Below are 19,692 nucleotides of genomic sequence, written 5' to 3' on the forward strand. Positions count from 1 at the left end.
CGGGTGCCTGGCGGCCGATGAGCGGTGAGGCCGGCCTTATTCGGCCAGGCGCGGGATGGCGGGACGGGCCTGTTCGGGGCCCATGGCGGAATAGCCGCCGTCGACGGCGTAGTCGGCGCCGGTGACGAAGCTGGCGTGGTCCGACAGCAGGAAGGCGACCACCTCGGCCACTTCGGCCGGATCGCCGGCGCGGCCCAGCAGGTGGAAGTCGGCGGCGACGCGGTCGGTCTTGGCGCGGTCGCCCTGGGTCAGTTCGTCCATCACGCGCGACCAGGTCCAGCCGGGCGAGACCGAATTGACGCGGATGCGGTCGCCGGCGTAGTCCATCGCCAGGCTGCGGGTGACCTGCAGCAAGGCGGCCTTGGAGACCGGATAGAGCCAGCGGCCGGTCTGCGCGACGCGCGACGAGATGCTGGTGAAGTTGACGATGGCGCCGCCGCCGGCGGCCACCAGGTGCGGGTGCACGGCGCGGGCGGCCATGACGGCGCTGACGACGTTGATGTCCAGGGCGCGCAGCCAGTCGGCGCGGCCGGAGGCGGCGCCGTCGTCAAGGTAGGTGGCGGCGAGGTTGACCAGGTAATCGATGCGGCCGAAGTGGGCGGCGACCTCGGCGACGGCGCGGGCCAGCTGGGCGTCGTCGGTGATGTCGATCGGCCAGGCGCGGATGCCGTCGGGGTCGGTGGCGGCGACGCGGGCGGCGCCGTCGGCGTCGATGTCGAAGATGGCGACGCGCACGCCCTTGGCGCGCAGCGCGGCGACGACGCCGGCGCCGATCAGCGTGGCGCCGCCGGTGACGATGGCGGTTTTGTGGGCCAGTCCCTTCATTTGCTTGCCTCCTGGATTGCTGAGATCGTGAGGCGGATGTTGCGGCTGGACGCTTGCTGGGGGGTAGCCGGATTTGGCGGTGGGTATCCGGGGAGTGCGGGTATTGCGGGGGGGGTGATGGCCGTCAGGGGGGGATGGCCGGTGGCTGCGGTGGGTATCCGGTTTTTGCTTTGCTTTGTTCGCCTGGGGAAGGGGTAGTCAGGGTGATGGGCTTCGTAGGCTGGCTCTGCTGCGTAGGCCGGCTCTGCTTCGTAGGCCGGCTCTGCTTCGTAGGCTGCCCCTCGGGCGGGCGCAGTCGGTGGCGGGCGCCCACGATTGCGGTCCGGAGCGTTCGCTCCGGACTGCCCCGTTGTCATCTTCGTTGTCGCCTGCGGCGACTGCCTTCAGATTCCCTCGGGCGCATCGAGGTTGCCCGCCACCGACTGCGCCCGCCCGAGGGGCTACGTGCGTCTTGGTCTGTCGCGCTGCTAGACCTGTGGTCGGGGAAGGGAACTTTCAGGGCTGCCAATCTTGGCCGCGCGGGCGGCCGAGATTGGCGTCCAGGAGTTTGAGGGGGTGGCGAATGCGCTGCGCGCCGGTGATCGATGCATATCCATCTTCCGCAACTTGCTGGGAGATAGAGAGAGGTTGGCCATTTCACCGATGCGGGGAGCGGAAGGTGACGCGTGTATCGCGTCGTGCGGTCAGTCCGCCCTTCTCCATACACTGGCGAGCCAGGGTTGTTGGTCGCGAGGGAGGCCGTCGGGGCGGTAGTAGTGTTCGAGTTCTTCGAAGCCTGCCGCTTGCAGCAGGGTGCGCCAGCCGTCCAGGTCGTGGTAGGCGCCGTAGCGGCCGCGGTTCCAGCCTTCCTGGTTGCCGCCGCGGGGGTTGGAGCTGAAGAGGACGCCGCCGGGTTTGAGGGTGGCGCGCAGGTCGCGCAGGACGCGGGGCAGTTCCTGGGTGGGGACGTGGAACAGGACGGCGTTGGCGAAGATGCCGTCGAAGCGGGCGGCGGGCAGTTGCAGGCGCAGGAAGTCCTGGTGCCAGACTTCGCGGCCGCTGGCGGCGCGGGCCATGGCGACGAAGCTGGGGGTGCCGTCCAGGCCGACGGGGCGGTGGCCGAGGGCGGCGAAGGTCTTGAGGTCGCGGCCGGGGCCGCAGCCGAGGTCGAGGATGTCGTAGGGCGGCTCGCCGTCGATATGGCGCAGCAGCGCGGCGATGTTCTGGCTGACGTCGTGGTCGCGCGTGCCGGCCTCGAAGGACTGGGCGCTTTCTTCGTAGTGGGCCAGGGTCAGCTCGGTGATCTTGGCGAGGTCTTCGGCGTCGAGTTTCATGGAACGATTGTGCCGCAAAAAAACCCGCGCACGTCACCCTGCGCGGGTTTGGGGTCGGGCGCGGCCGGCTTAGGCGTGGCCGGCTTAGGCGCGGCCGGCTTAGGCGCGGCCGATATCAGCGCGACCGGCGCAGACGCGGGCGGCTGACCTGCGGCCGCCCTCGGCACGGCAGGCTCAGGCGGCCAGACGGCCTTCGATCCGGGCCTTGGCGGCGGGCAGGTCGTCGGGCAGGCCCTGGGCCAGTTGGCCGAACAGCTCGTCGTGCAGCGCCAGTTCGTCGCGCCAGGCGCCGTCGTCGACCGACATGACCTGTTCGAACTTGTCGGGGCTGAATTCCAGGCCGGTCCAGTCGATGTCCTGGTAGCTGGGCGAGATGCCGAACACCTGGTCGACGCCGCCGGCCTGGCCGTCGATGCGGCCCAGCATCCAGCGCAGCACGCGCATGTTCTCGCCGAAGCCGGGCCAGACGAACTTGCCGTCGGGGCCCTTGCGGAACCAGTTGACGCAGTAGATGCGCGGCAGCGTGGCGCCGGCGGCTTCGAGCTGCTTGCCCAGCTTGAGCCAGTGCGTGAAGTAGTCGCTCATGTTGTAACCGCAGAACGGCAGCATGGCGAACGGATCGCGCCGCACCACGCCCTGCTGGCCGACGGCGGCGGCGGTGGTTTCCGAGCCCATGGTGGCGGCCATGTAGACGCCTTCGACCCAGTTGCGCGCCTCGGTCACCAGCGGCACGGTGGTGGAGCGGCGGCCGCCGAAGATGAAGGCGTCGATCACCACGCCCTGCGGGTTTTCCCACTCGGGGTCGATCGAGGGGCACTGCGCCGCCGGGGCGGTGAAGCGCGCGTTGGGGTGGGCGGCCTTGCGGCCGGTTTCGCGGGCGATGGCCGGGGTCCAGTCCTGGCCCTGCCAGTCGATCAGGTGCGCCGGCGGCGTGTCGGTCATGCCTTCCCACCAGACGTCGCCGTCGTCGGTCAGGGCGACGTTGGTGAAGATGACGTTGGCCTTGAGCGTGGCCATGGCGTTGAAGTTGGTCTGCTCGCTGGTGCCCGGGGCCACGCCGAAATAGCCGGCCTCGGGGTTGATGGCGTGCAGGCGGCCGTCGGCGCCCGGCTTGATCCAGGCGATGTCGTCGCCGATGGTGGTGACCTTCCAGCCGTCCATGCCCTGCGGCGGGATCAGCATGGCGAAGTTGGTCTTGCCGCAGGCCGACGGGAACGCGGCGGCGACGTGGTACTTGCGGCCCTTGGGCGAGGTCACGCCCAGGATCAGCATGTGTTCGGCCAGCCAGCCCTGGTCGCGGCCCATGGTGGAGGCGATGCGCAGCGCGAAGCACTTCTTGCCCAGCAGCGCATTGCCGCCGTAGCCCGAGCCGAAGCTCCAGATCTCGCGGCTCTTGGGGAAGTGAACGATGTACTTGGTGGCGTTGCAGGGCCAGGCCACGTCGGCCTCGCCGGCGGCCAGCGGCTTGCCGACCGAGTGCACGCACGGCACGAAGTCGCCGTCGGCGCCGAGCACGTCGTAGACCTGCTTGCCCATGCGCGTCATGATGCGCATGTTGACCGCGACATACGGGCTGTCCGACAGCTCAACGCCGATGTGGGCGATGTCCGAACCCAGCGGACCCATCGAGAACGGCACCACGTACAGCGTGCGGCCGCGCATGGCGCCGTCGAACAGGCCGTTGAGCGTGGCGCGCATTTCGGCCGGGTCGGCCCAGTTGTTGGTCGGGCCCGCGTCCTCGGGACGGTCGGAGCAGATGAAGGTGCGGTCTTCGACGCGCGCCACGTCCGACGGGTCGGAACAGGCCAGGAAGGAATTGGGCCGCTTGGCCGGGTTGAGGCGGCGCATGGTGCCGGCCTGGACCATCTGTTCGCAGAGGCGGTCGTATTCTTCCTGCGAACCATCGCACCATTCGACGCGGTCCGGCTTGGCCAGCGCCACGACGCTGGCGACCCAGTCGATCAGGCCGCGATGCTTGACGTACGCGGGTACGTTCAAGGCCGCCAGGCCCCCGTCCAAGGGTTTATTCATCAGGGTTATCTCCATACTAAGGCTAATGGCGATACGGCCCCGTTTGACTGGGGCCGTATACATGTTTGCGCCATCATACTTGCAGCGCCGGGCAGGCCGTCAACCCGACCAAACGGACGAGTTTGTCACCGGGTTTGTCACCCGGTTTTCGCCGCGCCGCCAGGACTCAGGCATAGCTGCCGTCGCGCAGGGAACGGCGGATGATCTTGCCGGTGGCGGTGGTCGGCAAACTCGTTACAAAGCGGATGCGGCGCGGATATTCATGGGCCGCCAGGCGGTTGCGCACGTGCGCCTGCAAGGTCTTGACCAGCGCCTCGTCGCCGGCCACGCCGTCGTGCAGCACCACGTAGGCCATCACCACCTCGGTGCGCTCGGCGTCGGGCACGCCCACCACGGCGGCCATGCGCACTGCGGGGTGGCCCAGCAGGCAGTCCTCGATCGGCCCGGGGCCGATGCGGTAGCCGGCGCTGGTGATGACGTCGTCGTTGCGGCCGACGAAGCGGATGAAGCCGTCGGCGTCGCGCACGCCCATGTCGCCGGTCAGCAGGTAATCGCCGGCGAATTTCTCGGCGGTGGCCTGCGGGTTGTTCCAGTAGCCCAGGAACATCACCGGATCGGGCCGCGATACGCCGATATTGCCTTCCTGCCCATCGGCCATTTCGGCGCCCTGCTCGTCCACGATGGCGACCCGGTGGCCGGGCGCGGCGCGGCCAATGCTGCCGATGCGCGGCGCGAACAGGGATGAGCACGACGACACCAGCATGTTGCATTCGGTCTGGCCGTAGAACTCGTTGATGGTCACGCCCAGCACCCGGCGGCCCCAGTCGATGAGTTCGGCGCCGAGCGATTCGCCGCCGCTGGCCACCGAGCGCAGCGCCAGCGCGCCCGGCGCCGGCGGATGGGCTACGCCACGCATCATCTTGAGCGCGGTGGGCGGCAGGAAGGTGTGCGTGACGCCATGGCGCGCCATCAGGTCGAAGGCCGCGGCGCCGTCGAATTTCTCGAAGCGCCGCGCCAGCACCGGCACGCCGTGGTGCCAGGCCGGCAGCAGCACGTCCAGCAGGCCGCCGATCCAGGCCCAGTCGGCCGGCGTCCACATCAGCCTGGCGTGCTCGGGAAAGAATTCGTGCGACATCTCCACGCCCGGCAGGTGGCCGAGCAGCACGCGGTGGGCGTGCAGCGCCCCCTTGGGCTTGCCGGTGGTGCCCGACGTGTAGATGATGACGGCCGGGTCGTCGGCCGCGGTGGGTTCGGCTTCGAACTGCGCGGATTCAGCGTCGAGCGAGGCGTGAAACGGCAGCGCCCCGCCCTCGCCCGGACCGTCGATGCAATAGACCGTCCGCAGGGCCGGCAGCGTGGCGCGGATCTCGCGCAGGCGGCGGCAGCCCTCGGCGTCGGTGACCAGCGCGGCGGCGCCGCTGTCGGCCAGCCGGTACTGGATCGCGTCGACGCCGAACAAGGTGAACAGCGGCACCGCCACCGCACCCAGCTTGTACACGGCGATGTGGGTCACGGCGGTCTCGGGCGCCTGCGGCAGGTACACCGCCACCCGGTCGCCGCGCCGCACGCCCTGGCGCCGCAGCGCGTTGGCCAACTGATTGGCGCGCGCCTTGATGTCGTCGAAGCTGTAGCGCGTCTGGCTGCCGTCGCTTTTCTCGTGGATCAGCGCCAGGCGGCCGCTGCCGTCGGCCCACTTGTCGCAGGCGTCCACGCCGATGTTGTAGGCCGCCGGCACGCGCCATTGGAAGGAAGACGCCAACTGCGCGTAGGTTTCGGTTCTGGACAGCATGATGCTCGGGTCTCCGTGTCGCGGTTCTTGTATTCGCTGTTCTTTTGTATTCGTGGCGGGAGCTTTGAGGCGCGGCGCCGCGGGTCGTTATGATAGTAAGCCCTGGCCACTTCCCATCGCCCCGCCGCCCCCATGGAAAAAACCGCCGCCGTCCCGATGCGCCGCCCGCCGGCCAGCGCCAAGTCCGAGCAACGGATACGGGACATCCTGCGGGTCGCGCGGCAGGTGTTTTCCGAGGCCGGCTTCCAGGCCGCCACCACCACCGAGATCGCGCAGCGGCTGGGCGTGTCCGAAGGCACGGTGTTCACCTATTTCGGCGGCAAGCGCGAGCTGTGCGTGCGCGTCATCAGCGACTGGTACGACGAGATCATCGCCAAGGTCGAGGACTACCTGCCGCACGTGCAGGGCGCGCGGGCCCAGCTGCACTACCTGGTGCATGCGCACCTGCGCCACCTGCTGGCCGAGGGCACCGGGCTGTGCGCCTTCATCCTGTCCGAAGGCCGGGCCCGCAACGACGATTTCGGCGAGATCTACGCCGGCCTGCAGCGGCGCTACACCGCGCCGTTGATGCGCATCCTCGCGCAAGGCCAGGCCGACGGCCACATCCGCCAGGACATGCCGCTGCGCCTGCTGCGCTCGGCCATCTATGGCCCGATGGAACACGTGCTGTGGGACGCCATCCTGCGCGGAACGCGGGTCGACGTGGCGGCCACCGCCGACCAGCTGGTCGACTTCCTGTGGCAGGCGCTGCAGCCGCCGCGCCGCGACGCGCTGGCGCTGGCGCGATTCCGGGGCGAGGTGCAAGACGCCCTGCATCGGCTTCAGTCCGCCGAGAACAAGGACGGCGGCGCGTACTGAGGAAAGCCGTCGTAGGTCTCGCCGCGCGCGGCCGGCGCCAGCGTCCAGGAATGACGCGCGTTGGGCACGCCGCCATCCACACGGATGACGCTGCCGTTGATGAAGGCCGCCGCCGGCGACAGCAGGAACACCACCGCCGCCGCCAGCTCGGCCTCGGTGCCGAAGCGCTGCAACGGCACCTTGGCGGCCAGGCCGCGCAGCACCGCGCGGTAGTCCTCGTCGTAGCTGTCCATGCCGCTGGAGGCGATCCAGCCCGGCGCCACCGCGTTCACCCGCACGCCGGCGTGGGCCCATTCGCAGGCCGCCGTTTCGGTCAGGTTCCAGACGCCGGCGCGGGCCGCGCCGGAATGACCCATGCCGGGCATGCCGCCCCAGATGTCGGCCAGCATGTTGACGATGGCGCCGCCATGCTGGCGCATGTGCTGGGTGTAGACCTCGCGCGCCATCAGGAACGTTCCGTGCAGGTTGTTCTGCACCACCGCGTTCCAGCCATTGAAGCTGATCTGCTCCAGCGGCGCCGGAAACTGGCCCCCGGCGCAGTTGAACAGGCCGTCGATGGCGCCATGCGCGGCCAGCGCGTCGGCCACCGCGCCGCGCACGCCGGTCTCGCCGCGGATGTCGCAGGCGTGCAGCGTGATGCGGTCGGCGGCCTCGGGGTAGGGTCGGCGGCCTCGGGGTAGATGCGCGCCAGTTCATCGCGCGCGGCCGCCAGTTTTTCCGGCTTGCGGCCCACCAGCGCCAGGCGCGCGCCGAGCGAAGCCAGCTCGTGCGCGGTGCAGCGCCCCAGGCCGCTGCCGCCGCCGGTGACCATGACGGTCTTGCCGTCGAACAGGCCCGGCCGGAAGACCGACGCGTAGCGCGCCGCCGCGGCGGCGCCGTCGGGGGATGGGTTCATGTCTCGCTCCATTGTTTTTTTGAGGATAACTCAATTACTTGAAGAAAAGCACATCAAGTAGGCGTATAACCCTATGGAAACAATGCGTCGATTCAGGATATTAATTGAGCCTTTATCAATAATTCGGAGACCCGCATGAGCACGCCGACCCCGCTGCTGGTGGACCGCGACGGCCCCGTCGCCCGCCTGACGCTGAACCGCCCGGACATGCGCAATGCCTTCGACGAGACGCTGATCGCGGCGCTGACCACGGCGGTGCGCGAGGCGGCGGACGACCCGGCCGTGCGGGTGCTGCTGCTGACCGGCGCGGGCAAGGCGTTCTGCGCGGGCGGCGACCTGAACTGGATGCGCAGGATGGCCACGCTGACCGACGCCGACAATCGCACCGACGCCGACCGCCTGGCGCGGATGCTGCGCGCCATCTGGTCCTGCCCCAAACCCGTGGTGGCGGCGGTCAACGGCGACGCCTATGCGGGCGGCATGGGCCTGGTGGCGGCCTGCGACGTCGCCATCGCCGCCGATCACGCGCAGTTCTGCCTGTCGGAAACGCGCCTGGGGCTGCTGCCGGCCACCATCAGCCCCTACGTGATCCGCGCCATGGGCGAACGCGCCGCCAATCGTTACTTCCTGACCGCCGAACGCTTCGACGCCGCCGCCGCGTACCGCATGGGGCTGTTGCATGGCGTCGTGCCGCTGGCGCGGCTGCAGGACGAAGCCGACGCCGTCTGCCGCGCGCTGTGCGACAACGGCCCGCAGGCGGTGCAGGCCAGCAAGCGGCTGGTGCGCGACTTCGCCGGCCGGCCGCTGGATGACGCGCTGGTGGCCGATTCGGTCGAACGCATCGCGGCGGTGCGTGCGTCGGATGAAGCGCGGGAAGGCGTCAGCGCGTTCCTGGAAAAGCGCCGGCCGGCCTGGCGCGCGTCCTGAGGCAAGGCAAGGCGAGGCGGTGCGGCGCGTCCGCGCCGCGGCGAACATGGCAAGCAAGATGCCCCGCCCAGGCCAGGGGAATATCCGGGTTAACCCGGAACGACGTTTAAGATGCGGACTTCGTCCACAAGAGAAGCCGCATGCCCGCCCTACGCCGCGCCGCCTGGAAACGTGAAATCGTCGCCACCCTGCTGCTGAGCCTGCCGCTGGTGCTGACCAACCTGGCGCAGATCGCGATGACGGTGACCGATGTGATGTTCATCGGCCACCTGGGCTCGCAAGCGCTGGCAGCCAGCGCGCTGGGCGCCAACCTGTATTCGGCGATTGCTTTCTTCGCACTCGGCCTGGTCAGCGCCACCGCGCCCATGGCGGCGCGTGCCGAGGGCGCGCGCCGCAACTCGGTGCGGGAAGTGCGCCGCACGGTGCGCCAGGGGTTCTGGAGCGCGCTGCTGATCTCGGTGCCGGGCTGCCTGGCGCTGTGGTTCGGCGAACACATCCTGCTGTTGCTGCGCCAACCGCCCGAGCTGGCCGCGCCGGCCGGCCAGTACCTGCGCGCGCTGCTGTGGGCCATGCCGCCGTTCCTGGGTTTCCTGGTGCTGCGCTCGTTCGTGGCCGCGCTGCAGCAGCCGCGCTGGGCCTTCATCGTGGCGGTGGGCGCGATCCTGTTCAATGTGTTCGGCAATTGGGTGCTGGTCTTCGGCAATCTCGGCTTTCCCGCCATGGGTTTGATCGGCGCGGGCGTGGCCAGCTCCCTGGCCAGCCTGTCGCTGTTCGTGGGCATGGTCGTGGTGGTGCTGCGTGACCGGCGCTTTCGCCGCTACCGGTTGTTCGGCGACCTGCTGCAACCCGATTGGCAGCGCTTGCGCGCCTTCTGGAAACTGGGCCTGCCGATCGCCGTCGCAACCGCCTTCGAGGTCACCATCTTCAACGCCGCCGCTTTCCTCATCGGCTGGCTGGGCGAGGCCGAACTGGCGGCGCATGCCATCGCCATCCAGATCGCCAGCGTGACCTTCATGATTCCCTACGGCGTGGCGCAGGCGGCCACGGTGCGGGTCGGCTACGCCCAGGGCGCGGGCGACAGCGTGGGCGTGACGCGCGCCGGCTGGAGCGCCTTCGGCCTGGGCATCGGCTCGATGGTGATCGCCGCGGCGCTGATGGTGACGGCGCCGTACACGCTGGTGTCGGTGTTCATGGACGTGCACGACCCGGCCAACGCCAAGGTGCTGGCCTTCGCGGTCAGCTACCTGGCGGTGGCGGCGGTGTTCCAGATCGTCGACGGCGCGCAGGTGCTGGGCGCGGGCATGCTGCGTGGCCTGCACGACACGCGCGTGCCGATGATCTACGCGGCGATCGGCTATTGGGGCGTGGGTTTGCCGTGCGGCGCCTGGCTGGCGTTCCGGGCCGGTTGGCGCGGCGTCGGCATCTGGAGCGGGCTGGCCATCGGCCTGGCGGTGGTGGCGGTGCTGATGATGCAGCGCTGGAGCCGGCGCACGGGGCTGGGGCTGGTGGGGCGGCGCGTGTCCCACATGCCATAATCGGCGATGCATTTTCTGGAACGTCCATGCCCACCGCCTTGCCCGTTTTTCCGCCGTTGAACGCCGAACGCCTCTGGTCGCGCGTCGAGACCCTGTCGCGCTACACCCTGCCCGACCAACCCTGGACCCGGCGCGCCTTTTCGCCGCTGTTCCTGCAAGCGCGCGAGTGGCTGCGCGGTGAATTCGAGGCCGCCGGCCTGGCCACCCGCCTGGACGCCGGCGGCAACCTCATCGGCACGCGCGCCGGCCGCAACGCGCACCGCAAGCCCATCGCCACCGGCTCGCACTGCGACACCGTGATGAGCGGCGGCCGCTTCGACGGCATCATCGGCGTCCTGGCCGGCATCGAGGTCGCCCACACTTTGCGGGAACATGGCATCGAACTGGAGCACCCGTTCGAGGTCATCGACTTCCTGTCGGAAGAACCCAGCGACTACGGCATCTCCTGCGTCGGCAGCCGCGCCCTGAGCGGCCAACTCAGCGCCGACATGCTGGCCGCGCGCAACGCCGACGGCGAGACGCTGGCGCAGGGCATCGCCCGCATCGGCGGCGACCCCAGCGCGCTGACCGCGCCCCTGCGCGGCCCGGACGGCACCGCCGCCTTCGTCGAACTGCACATCGAGCAGGGCCCCGTGCTGGAAAGCCGCCAGCTGCCCATCGGCGTGGTCACCAACATCGTCGGCATCCGCCGCGTGCTGATCACGGTGGAAGGCCAGCCCGATCACGCCGGCACCACGCCCATGGACATCCGCCGCGACGCGCTGGTCGGCGCGGCCCGCATCATCGATGCCGCCAGCCGCCAGGCCAGCGCCGCCAGCGGCAACCCGCATTACGTGGTCGCCACCGTCGGCAAGCTCGCCATGACGCCCAACGCCGCCAACGCCGTGCCCGGCCGCGTCGAGCTGACGCTGGAAATGCGCAGCGACAGCAACGCGGTGCTGGACGCCTTCCCCGAAACCCTGATGGCCGGCGTGGCCGCCGACCTGAAGGCGCTGCGCCTGACCGCCGGCTTCGTCCAGTTGAGCCGGGCCCAACCCACCGACTGCACGCCGCTGGTGATGGACGCGGTGCAGGCCGCCGCCGACCAGCTCGGCTACGCCAGCATGCGCCTGCCCAGCGGCGCCGGCCACGACGCCGTCTACATGGCGCCCACCGGCCCCATCGGCATGATCTTCATCCCCTGCCTGAACGGACGCAGCCACTGCCCCGAGGAGTGGATCGAGCCGGCGCAGTTGCTGGACGGCACCCGCGTGCTGTATCAGACCGTGCTGGAACTGGATCGCCGGCTGTCCCGATAACCCCACCCTGATGCCGCCATGGAACAGATAGAACTGAACGACAGCACCGCCGACCGCTACCTGCTGGACACACCCGGCCTGACGCTGCTGGTGTTCCACAGCCGCACCTGCGGCACTTGCCGCATCGCGCGCGAACAGTTGCCCAAGCTGGACCTGCCGGTGGAACGCGTGTGCTGGGTCGATGCGGGCGAGAACGGCGGCCTGGTCGAACGCTATGAGGTCTTTCACCTGCCGGCCATGTTCGTCACGCGCGACGGCGCCTTCTTCGGCCCGGTGCAGGCCAGTCTGGCCGAATGGGATCTGCGCCAGCAGATCGGACTGGCGCTGGACAGCTACCCGGCCGAACTGCCGTGAGCGCCGTCGCCGCCCTCCCCGCCCCTGCCCGCCGTCCGCTGGACTCGCTGGCCACCGGCGTGATGCTGCTGCTGTGCGTCTGCTGGGGCTTCCAGCAGATCGCCATCAAGCTGGTGGCCGCCGACATCTCGCCCATCATGCAGGTCGGCCTGCGCTCGGCCTTCGCGGCGCTGGTGCTGGGCGCGGTGGTGTGGCGCGCCGAAGGCTCGCGCGCGCTGCGCGATGGCACGCTGGGCGCGGGCGTGCTGGTGGGCCTGCTGTTCGGCGTCGAGTTCCTGGCGATCGCGCAGGGACTGGTCTACACCACGGCCTCGCACATGTCGGTTTTCCTGTACACCGCACCGATCTTCACCGCGCTGGGCCTGCACTGGCGCGTGCCGGAAGAACGCATGGCGCCGCTGCAATGGCTGGGCGTGGCGGTGGCCTTCGGCGGCATCGCCGTGGCCTTCCTGGGCAACGGACAGCCGCAGGCCGCGGCCGCCAGCAACATGCTGCTGGGCGACAGCCTCGGGCTGCTGGGCGGGCTGCTGTGGGGCGCCACCACGGTGGCGATCCGCCGCACCGCGCTGTCGGAAGCGGCGCCGTCCAAGACGCTGTTCTACCAGATGGCGATCGCCGCGCTGGTGCTGCTGGTCTATGCCGCGGCCACCGGCAACGCCGGCATCCGCTACACCCCGTCGGCGATGCTGAGCGTGGCGTTCCAGTCGGTGGTGGTGGCGTTGTCGAGCTACCTGGCCTGGTTCTGGCTGCTGCGGCGCTATCTGGCCTCGCGCCTGTCGATCCTGTCGTTCATGACGCCGCTGTTCGGGGTGTCGTTCGGCGTGCTGATCCTGGACGAGCCGCTGGACGGCGCCTTCGTCCTGGGCGCGCTGATGGTGCTGGCCGGCATCTCGCTGGTGAGCGGCGCCGGCCTGCTGCGCGAGAAGCTGCGGCGCGGCCGGCGCGCCTGAACGGCGCGGGGTGGCCGTGGTGGAGTGACAGGCGTGGGCCGGGTCGCGGGCTGACCCGGCGCCTGGCGCGCCGGCCATTGCCATGACCGGCGCGCGTTCGATGGGCCGGCCCTTCAGGCCCGGCGCGGGCCGCCCAGGTTCAAGACGATCAGCGCCGCCCCCGCCAGCACCAGCGCGAAGCCCCACCAGTCGGCCACGGCGGGGCGATCGCCCACCAGCGCCATCGCGCCCAGCACGCCGACCACCGGCACCATCAGCGTGGTCAGGGCCGCCACCGTGGCGCTGACCCGTTCGCTCAGCACGAACCACAGCCAATACGCCACCGCCGTGCCCAGCACGATGTGGAACGTCAGCGCCGCTGCCACCCGCGGGCTCCAGCCCTGCGTTGGAAAGGTCTCGCCCGCCAGCAGCATGCCGGCCAGCGCGCAGGCCGCGCCCACCGCCAGTTGCCATGCCGTCACCACGATGCGGTGCCCCGTCACCGGCCAGCGCTTCAGGTAGACCGTGCCGGCGGCCCACCCGAAGGCGGCGGTGAGCGGAAACGCCAGGCCGCGCGCGGCGGCCAGGTCGTGATCGGCGAAGATGGCGCGCAGCACCGGCCAGGCCAGCACCGCCACGCCCAGCCCGCCCAACAGCAGCGCCAGGCCGCGGCGGCGGTCCAGCCGTTCGCCCAGCACGGCCCAGGCCAGCAGCGCCGACATCATCGGCATGGTGAAGGTCAGCACCGCGGCGCGCGAGGTGCTGGTGCTGAGCTGGGCCCAGGCCACCGCCAGGTTGAACACCGCCACGGCCAGGATGCCGCCGATGACGATGCCCCGCCACGAGGCGCGCGGCGGCAACAGCGCCAATCCCTTGGCGCGCGCCAGGATCAGCAGCAGCGCGGCGCCGCTGCCCAGTCCCAGCAGCCGCAGGGTGAACGGCGGGCAGATCGACAGCACGATCTTGACCGCCGGCCAGTTCAGGCCCCAGAACAGCGCCAGCGCAACCGGGATCAGGCGCACGCGGCCTTTTCCCGGGCGATCAGGTCCGTCAGGCCCTGGCGCTGACGGCCTTCGGCGTCGAAGTTGGCGGGATCGAGCCAGCTTTCGTAGGCGGCGCGCAACGCCGGCCATTCACTGTCGATGATCGAGAACCAGGCGGTGTCGCGGCTGCGGCCCTTGTAGACCGTGGCCTGGCGGAAGATGCCTTCAAACTGGAAACCCAGCCGCGCGGCGGCGGCGCGCGACGGCGCGTTCAGGCTGTCGCATTTCCATTCGTAGCGGCGGTAGCCCAGCTCGTCGAAGGCGCGGCGCATCAACAGGAACTGCGCCTCGGTGGCAATGCGGGTGCGCTTGAGCAACGGCGAAAATGCCACGAAACCGACTTCGATCACGCCGCTGGCCGGGTCAATGCGCATCAGCGACAGCGAGCCGATCGCGCGGCCGCTGGCAAGGTCGATGACGGCATGATGCATCGGGTCGCTGGCGGCATGGGCCTGCGCCTGCTCGGCGAACTGGCGGTAGGCGGCGGCGTCCGCAAAGGGGCCGACGCTCATGTAGGTCCAGTCGCGGCCGTCGGGCGCCTGGCTGAAGGCGGCGTACAGGTCCGCCGCGTGGCGCTCGGCCGACAGCGGTTCGAGGCGGCAGTAGCGGCCCTGCGCGGGGGCCAGCGGCGGTCGCGGACGCGGTGTCCAGCCGGACAGGTCGGCGCCGATGGGTTGTTCGAATGCGTTGACGCGGGGTTGCATGCTGCGAGGCCTCATCCTGGTGGCAAGCGGGTTGGGGAAAGCGCCGCCGGGGCGGCCGGCTGCCAGGGTTTTTCGTCGTGACAGGCCCTGGCATGCTCCCACGATAGCCAAACCGTGGCATGATAAAAAGCACCACGATTCCTGAATTTAATAGAGCCATGACCGACCAAGCCGCCCTGCTCTCCAGTCCGCTGGCGCGCGGGCCGGGCGCCCCGCCGCGTCAACGCCAGCTGATCCAGCGGCTCAAGCAGGCCATCCTGGCGGGGCAGCTGCCCGCTGGCGGCAAGCTGCCGGCCTCGCGCGTGCTGGCCGACGAGCTGGACATCTCGCGCAACACGGTGCTGATCGCCTACGAACAGTTGACCGCCGAAGGCTACGTCATCGCCGACCGCCAGGGCACCCGCGTGGCGCCGTTGTCGGCCGCCGCCGCCAGCGCCGCCCGGCAGGCCGTGCGACAAGCCGCCGCGCAAGCGGCCGGACAGTCGGGCGCAGCCGACGCGCCGGCCTTGCGCACCGCCACGCGGCTGTCGCGCATCGTCTCGACGCGCGCCCCCAACGACGGCTCGCTGCCGCTCACGCCCGGCACGCCGGCGCTGACCCAGTTTCCCATCAATGCCTGGCGCCGGGCCCAGGACCGGGCGCTGCAGGCCGCTCCCGCCGCCACGCTGGGCTACGGCCCGCCGGTGGGCGAACCGGCGCTGCGCGAAGCCATCGCCCAGTATCTGCGGGTGTCGCGAGGGGTTCACTGCGACGCCTCGCGCATCGTCATCACGGAAGGCGCGCAGGGCGCGCTGGCGCTGTGCGTGCAACTGCTGACCAATCCCGGCGACACCGCCTGGCTGGAGGAACCCGGCTACCGGGGCGCCAAGTCGGCCTTCCATGCGGGCGACCTGAACGTGGTGGCGATGCGGGTCGACGCCGACGGCGTCGCCATCACCGACGAAGACTGGCGCATCCGGCCGCCGCGCCTGATCCAGACCACGCCGACGCACCAATACCCCACCGGCGCCGTGCTGTCGCTGGCGCGCCGCCTCGACCTGCTGGAGCGGGCGCGCCGCGCCGGCGCCTGGATCATCGAGGACGACTACGACAGCGAATTCCGCCACCAGGGCGAGCCGATCGCCGCCATGCAGGGCCTGCTGCCGGACGCGCCGGTGCTGTACGTGGGGACCTTCAGCAAGACCATGTTCCCCGCGCTGCGGCTCGGCTTCCTGGTGCTGCCGCAGTCCATCGCCGGGCCGGCGATGCCGTCGATCACGGAAATGCTGCGCGGCGGACACCGGCTGGAACAGCTGACCATGGCCGCCTTCATCGACAATGGCCAATTCTCGCGCCACCTGGGCCGCATGCGGCGGCTGTACCGCGACCGCCAGGCCGCCCTGCGCGACGCGCTGGCGCGGCACCTGGGCATCGATCACGAGGTGCTGGGCGGCCACAGCGGCCTGCATCTGACGGTGCGGCTGCCGCCGGACGTGCCCGATCGCGCCATCGTCGAACAGGCGCGCCGGCTGGGCATGAACCCCAACGCGCTATCGACCTTCGCCATCAACCCGCAACCGCAGGACAACGGCCTGGTGATCGGCTACGGCAACACCAGCGCAGACCGCTTCCCGGCGCTGGTCCGGCAACTGGGCAAGCTGGCCGCGACGCTGCGGACCTGAATCGCGGCCGGCGGCATTGCGGATTCGCCCCCCGGCCGGCGGCGCGCATCGTGCCGCGGTCCGTCGACCGGGCGCGGCCAGGCGTGGCGCCGCGGCGCCCCGCATCAGCGGCGCGAATCGAGCGCCATGCGCACGGCCAGGCCGGCCAGCACCGTGCCCATCAGCCAGCGCTGGATCACCATCCACAGCGGCCGGCCGGCCAGGAAACCGGCAATGGACCCGGCCATGATGGCGATGACCGCGTTGACCGACAGGCTGATGGCCACCTGCGTCAGCCCCAGCGCGATCGACTGGGTGAACACGCTGCCATGGTCGGGCTGGATGAACTGCGGCAGCAGCGACACGTACAGCACGGCGATCTTGGGATTGAGCAGGTTGGTCACCAGCCCCATGGTGAACAGCGTGCGCGGGCTGCTGGCCGGCAGCTCGCGCACCTGGAACGGCGAGCGGCCGCCCGGGCGCACCGCCTGCCAGGCCAGGTACAGCAGGTAGAGCGCGCCGCCGAAGCGCAGCGCGTCGTAGGCATAGGGCACCGACATCAGCAGCACCGTCAGGCCGAAGGCCGCGCACAGCACGTAGAAGACGAAGCCCACCGCCACCCCGGACAGCGAAATCAGGCCGGCCCTGGGCCCCTGCGAAATCGAGCGCGACACCAGGTAAATCATGTTGGGCCCGGGCGTGAGCACCATGCCCAGGGCGACCAGGGCGAACGTCAGGAGATTGGCGATGTCAGGCATGATGCGCCGGCGCGCGCCGGTCGGTAGTGGCGGGATGATGCATCACGTTATCTGAAATCTGTATCGGAACAGCGGGGTTTTTCGTGGCCGCGGCGAGCGTGTTGCGCGCCCGCCGCAGGCCTGGTCGCGCCGGCGGCGACGGCCGCGTTCAACGACCACGCCGCCGGGATACAACAACCGCGCCACTTTTAAATGTGGCCGGATGGGAGCGGCGGCTGGAGCGGGATACAGTGGTCGGATCGCCCCGCCCGCAGGACGCGCGCGCGGCGCCGTTGAATGTCGACCAGATCCAGGGAGGATCCGCCCATGCCGCCACGATCATCGTCTTCGTCCGCCGCCCGCGCCGGCGCCATCCGCGTCGGCGTCGGCGGCTGGACCTACGCGCCGTGGCGCGGCCCCTTCTACCCGGAAGGCCTGCCGCACGCGCGCGAGCTTGAATACGCCAGCCGGCAGCTCACCGCCATCGAGATCAACGGCACCTATTACAGCAGCCAGAAGCCGGCCACCTTCGCCAAATGGCGCGATGCGACGCCCGACGATTTCGTGTTCTCGCTCAAGGCGTCGCGCTACGCCACCAACCGGCGCGAACTGGCCGGCGCCGGCGAATCCGTGCACCGCTTCGTGCACGGCGGCATCGCCGAGCTGGGTCCCAAGCTGGGGCCGATCGTGTGGCAGTTCGCGCCCACCAAGGCGTTCGACGCCGGGGACTTCGGCGCCTTCCTGGCGCTGCTGCCGGACCAGGTCGACGGCCTGCCGCTGCGCCACGTGATGGACGTGCGTCACGCCAGTTTCGCCTGCCAGGCCTACCTGGACCTGGCGCGGCGCCACGGCGTGGCCACGGTCTACACCGACAGCGAGGACTTCCCGTCGCTGGCCGATCGCAGCGCCGATTTCGTCTATGCCCGGCTGATGCGGGCCAGCACCGCCTTCAAGGCCGGCTATGCGCCCAAGGTGCTCGATGCGTGGGCCGACCGGCTACGCACCTGGGCGCGCGGCGGCGACCCGGCCGACCTGCCGCGGGTGGACCCGCGCAAGCCCGCTGGCGCGACGCACCCGCGCGATGTGTTCGCGTTTTTCATCAATGGCGCCAAGGAACGCGCGCCGGCGGCGGCGCGCGCCATGATCGAACGACTGTAGCCGACGCGCCGGCCTGGCCTTTGGCGGCAAGGCCGGCCCCGGGAGAGGGCCGGCGACCGCCTCAGTCGGCGACCGGCGTGCGCAGCGTCACGAATTCTTCGGCCGCGGTCGGGTGAATGCCGATGGTGTCGTCGAACACGCGCTTGGTGGCGCCGGCCTTGAGCGCGATGGCGATGCCCTGCACGATCTCGCCGGCCTCGGGGCCGACCATGTGCACGCCCAGCACCTTGTCGGTCTCGGCGTCCACGATCAGCTTCATCAGGGTCTTTTCCTGCGATTCGGTCAGCGTCAGCTTCATGGGGCGGAAGCGGCTTTCGAACAGCTTGATCCTGTGGCCGGCGGCGCGCGCCTCTTCGGTCGTCATGCCGACGGTGCCGATGTTGGGCAGGCTGAACACGGCGGTCGGGATCAACTTGTAGTCGACCTTGCGGTATTCCTCGGGGCGGAACAGGCGGCGCGCCACCGCCATGCCCTCGGCCAGCGCCACCGGCGTCAGCGGCACGCGGCCGATGACGTCGCCAATGGCCAGGATCGACGGTTCGCTGGTGCGGTATTCGTCGTCCACCGCGATGAAGCCCTTCTCATCCAGCTTGACGCCGGTGTGCTCCAGGCCCAGGTTGTCCAGCATCGGGCGGCGGCCGGTGGCGTAGAACACGCAATCGGTCTCGATCACGCTGCCGTCCTTGAGGGTGGCGGCCAGAGTGCCGTCGGCGCGCTTGTCGATGCGCGCCACCTCGGCGTCGAACTTCAGGTCGATGCCCTTCTTGACCAGCTCATCGCGCAGGTGCTCGCGCACCGCCTGGTCGAAACCACGCAGGAACAGCGGGCCGCGGTAGACCTGGGTGGTCTGGGCGCCCATGCCGTTGAAGATGGAGGCGAATTCGACCGCGATGTAGCCGCCGCCCACCACCAGCACGCGGCGCGGCAGCGTCTTCAGGAAGAAGGCCTCGTTCGAGGTGATGGCGTGTTCCTTGCCGGGGATGTCCGGCACCTGCGGCCAGCCGCCGGTGGCCACCAGGATATGCGCGGCGGTGTAGGACTTGCCGTCCACCTCGACCGTGTGCGGATCCTTGATGCGGGCGTGGGCTTCCAGCAGCGTCACGCCGCTATTGACCAGCAAGTTGCGGTAAATGCCGTTAAGACGCTCGATCTCGCGGTTCTTGTTGGCGATCAGCGTGGGCCAGTCGAAGCGGGGTTCGTCCACGCTCCAGCCGAAGCCGTGGGCCTGCTCGAAGTCCTCGCTGTAGTGCGCGCCGTAGACCAGCAGCTTCTTGGGCACGCAGCCCACGTTGACGCAGGTGCCGCCCAGGTAGCGGCTTTCGGCCACCGCCACGCGCGCGCCGAAGCCGGCCGCGAAGCGGGCCGCGCGCACGCCGCCGGAGCCCGCGCCGATCACAAACAGGTCGAAATCGAATGCCATGGTGTTTCCTTCGCCGTCCCGCTGCCGGGACGCGTTCACTGTCGGGAGAAGCGCTATTTTGCACCAGTGCGCCGGCGACCGCCGGCTTGCCCCCACGGCCAACCGGCGGTCGCCGGCCGGTGGGGCAGCGCCGGAAGCGGGCCCACGTTGCGCAGACGCGCCCGCTCGGGCGGCCGCAATCCTCCCTGGCGCGCGCCACCTTGGGCTACAGTAATCGCCCGGGGCGCGGTCGCCGC

The 19,692-nt window shown here is 70.2% G+C and carries 16 protein-coding genes and 1 pseudogene; 8 read left to right on the plus strand and 9 right to left on the minus strand.

From position 1 onward, the window contains the following. Positions 1-36 precede the first annotated feature (36 nt). From HV742_RS13500 to HV742_RS13515, 4 genes are all read right to left on the minus strand, one after another. A complete protein-coding gene (locus tag HV742_RS13500; RefSeq protein ID WP_175145644.1) occupies positions 37-825 on the minus strand; it encodes an SDR family oxidoreductase in 789 nt (262 codons plus the stop codon). A gap of 683 nt (positions 826-1,508) precedes the next feature. Next, positions 1,509-2,138 carry a class I SAM-dependent DNA methyltransferase gene (locus tag HV742_RS13505; RefSeq protein ID WP_175145646.1) on the minus strand — a complete coding sequence of 210 codons (630 nt, stop codon included), beginning with the start codon at positions 2,136-2,138 and terminating at the stop codon, positions 1,509-1,511. Between the two features lie 174 nt (positions 2,139-2,312). After that, positions 2,313-4,169, minus strand: a complete 1,857-nt coding sequence (locus HV742_RS13510) for a phosphoenolpyruvate carboxykinase (GTP) (RefSeq protein ID WP_175145648.1) — start codon at positions 4,167-4,169, stop codon at positions 2,313-2,315. Positions 4,170-4,335: 166 nt separating this feature from the next. After that, a complete protein-coding gene (locus HV742_RS13515; RefSeq protein WP_175145650.1) occupies positions 4,336-5,958 on the minus strand; it encodes an acyl-CoA synthetase in 1,623 nt (540 codons plus the stop codon). A gap of 132 nt (positions 5,959-6,090) precedes the next feature. Here HV742_RS13515 and HV742_RS13520 point away from each other — a divergent pair, with 132 nt between their 5' ends. Then, positions 6,091-6,816, plus strand: a complete 726-nt coding sequence (locus tag HV742_RS13520) for a TetR/AcrR family transcriptional regulator (RefSeq protein WP_049074811.1) — start codon at positions 6,091-6,093, stop codon at positions 6,814-6,816. Here HV742_RS13520 and HV742_RS13525 read toward each other — a convergent pair. Next, positions 6,780-7,711: pseudogene (locus tag HV742_RS13525) on the minus strand (SDR family oxidoreductase). The gene HV742_RS13520 and the pseudogene HV742_RS13525 overlap by 37 nt on opposite strands. Positions 7,712-7,846: 135 nt before the next feature. Between HV742_RS13525 and HV742_RS13530 the strand changes: the two are divergent. The 5 genes from HV742_RS13530 to HV742_RS13550 all read left to right on the plus strand — a co-directional run bounded on the left by HV742_RS13530 (position 7,847) and on the right by HV742_RS13550 (position 12,775). Then, the gene (locus tag HV742_RS13530) at positions 7,847-8,638 is read left to right on the plus strand and encodes an enoyl-CoA hydratase/isomerase family protein (RefSeq protein WP_175145652.1); all 792 of its coding nucleotides are present in this window, start codon (positions 7,847-7,849) and stop codon (positions 8,636-8,638) included. A gap of 140 nt (positions 8,639-8,778) precedes the next feature. Next, the gene (locus tag HV742_RS13535; protein ID WP_175145655.1) at positions 8,779-10,173 is read left to right on the plus strand and encodes an MATE family efflux transporter; all 1,395 of its coding nucleotides are present in this window, start codon (positions 8,779-8,781) and stop codon (positions 10,171-10,173) included. A 26-nt stretch (positions 10,174-10,199) separates the two neighbouring features. After that, positions 10,200-11,471, plus strand: a complete 1,272-nt coding sequence (gene ertE, locus HV742_RS13540; protein ID WP_175145657.1) for an N-carbamyl-l-glutamate amidohydrolase ErtE — start codon at positions 10,200-10,202, stop codon at positions 11,469-11,471. Positions 11,472-11,489: 18 nt separating this feature from the next. Further along, a complete protein-coding gene (locus HV742_RS13545; RefSeq protein ID WP_049074821.1) occupies positions 11,490-11,825 on the plus strand; it encodes a thioredoxin family protein in 336 nt (111 codons plus the stop codon). A gap of 62 nt (positions 11,826-11,887) precedes the next feature. Beyond that, a complete protein-coding gene (locus HV742_RS13550; RefSeq protein WP_049077945.1) occupies positions 11,888-12,775 on the plus strand; it encodes a DMT family transporter in 888 nt (295 codons plus the stop codon). A gap of 113 nt (positions 12,776-12,888) precedes the next feature. Here HV742_RS13550 and HV742_RS13555 read toward each other — a convergent pair whose 3' ends face one another. Then, positions 12,889-13,776, minus strand: coding sequence for a DMT family transporter (locus HV742_RS13555; protein WP_054503788.1), 888 nt, complete (start codon positions 13,774-13,776; stop codon positions 12,889-12,891). Next, positions 13,767-14,501, minus strand: a complete 735-nt coding sequence (locus HV742_RS13560) for a GNAT family N-acetyltransferase (protein ID WP_059269874.1) — start codon at positions 14,499-14,501, stop codon at positions 13,767-13,769. The genes HV742_RS13555 and HV742_RS13560 overlap by 10 nt, the downstream gene beginning before the upstream one ends. A 119-nt stretch (positions 14,502-14,620) precedes the next feature. Between HV742_RS13560 and pdxR the strand changes: the two genes are divergently transcribed. Then, the gene (pdxR, locus tag HV742_RS13565; RefSeq protein WP_175145659.1) at positions 14,621-16,162 is read left to right on the plus strand and encodes a MocR-like pyridoxine biosynthesis transcription factor PdxR; all 1,542 of its coding nucleotides are present in this window, start codon (positions 14,621-14,623) and stop codon (positions 16,160-16,162) included. Positions 16,163-16,266: 104 nt separating this feature from the next. Here the strand turns inward: pdxR and HV742_RS13570 are convergent, their stop codons facing one another. Next, positions 16,267-16,899 (minus strand): LysE family translocator, encoded by a 633-nt coding sequence (locus tag HV742_RS13570; RefSeq protein ID WP_175145661.1) that lies wholly within the window; start codon positions 16,897-16,899, stop codon positions 16,267-16,269. Positions 16,900-17,205: 306 nt separating this feature from the next. On the opposite strand from HV742_RS13570, the gene HV742_RS13575 reads away from it, so the two are divergent. Further along, the gene (locus tag HV742_RS13575) at positions 17,206-18,036 is read left to right on the plus strand and encodes a DUF72 domain-containing protein (protein ID WP_068952190.1); all 831 of its coding nucleotides are present in this window, start codon (positions 17,206-17,208) and stop codon (positions 18,034-18,036) included. A 61-nt stretch (positions 18,037-18,097) separates the two neighbouring features. On the opposite strand, the gene gorA is transcribed toward HV742_RS13575, so the two are convergent. Then, positions 18,098-19,456: a glutathione-disulfide reductase gene (gene gorA, locus HV742_RS13580; RefSeq protein WP_175145664.1), complete on the minus strand. Its 1,359-nt coding sequence runs from the start codon at positions 19,454-19,456 to the stop codon at positions 18,098-18,100. Positions 19,457-19,692 lie beyond the last annotated feature (236 nt).

Origin of the sequence: Achromobacter ruhlandii, from assembly GCF_902859695.1 — a bacterium.
GTDB lineage: Bacteria > Pseudomonadota > Gammaproteobacteria > Burkholderiales > Burkholderiaceae_B > Achromobacter > Achromobacter ruhlandii.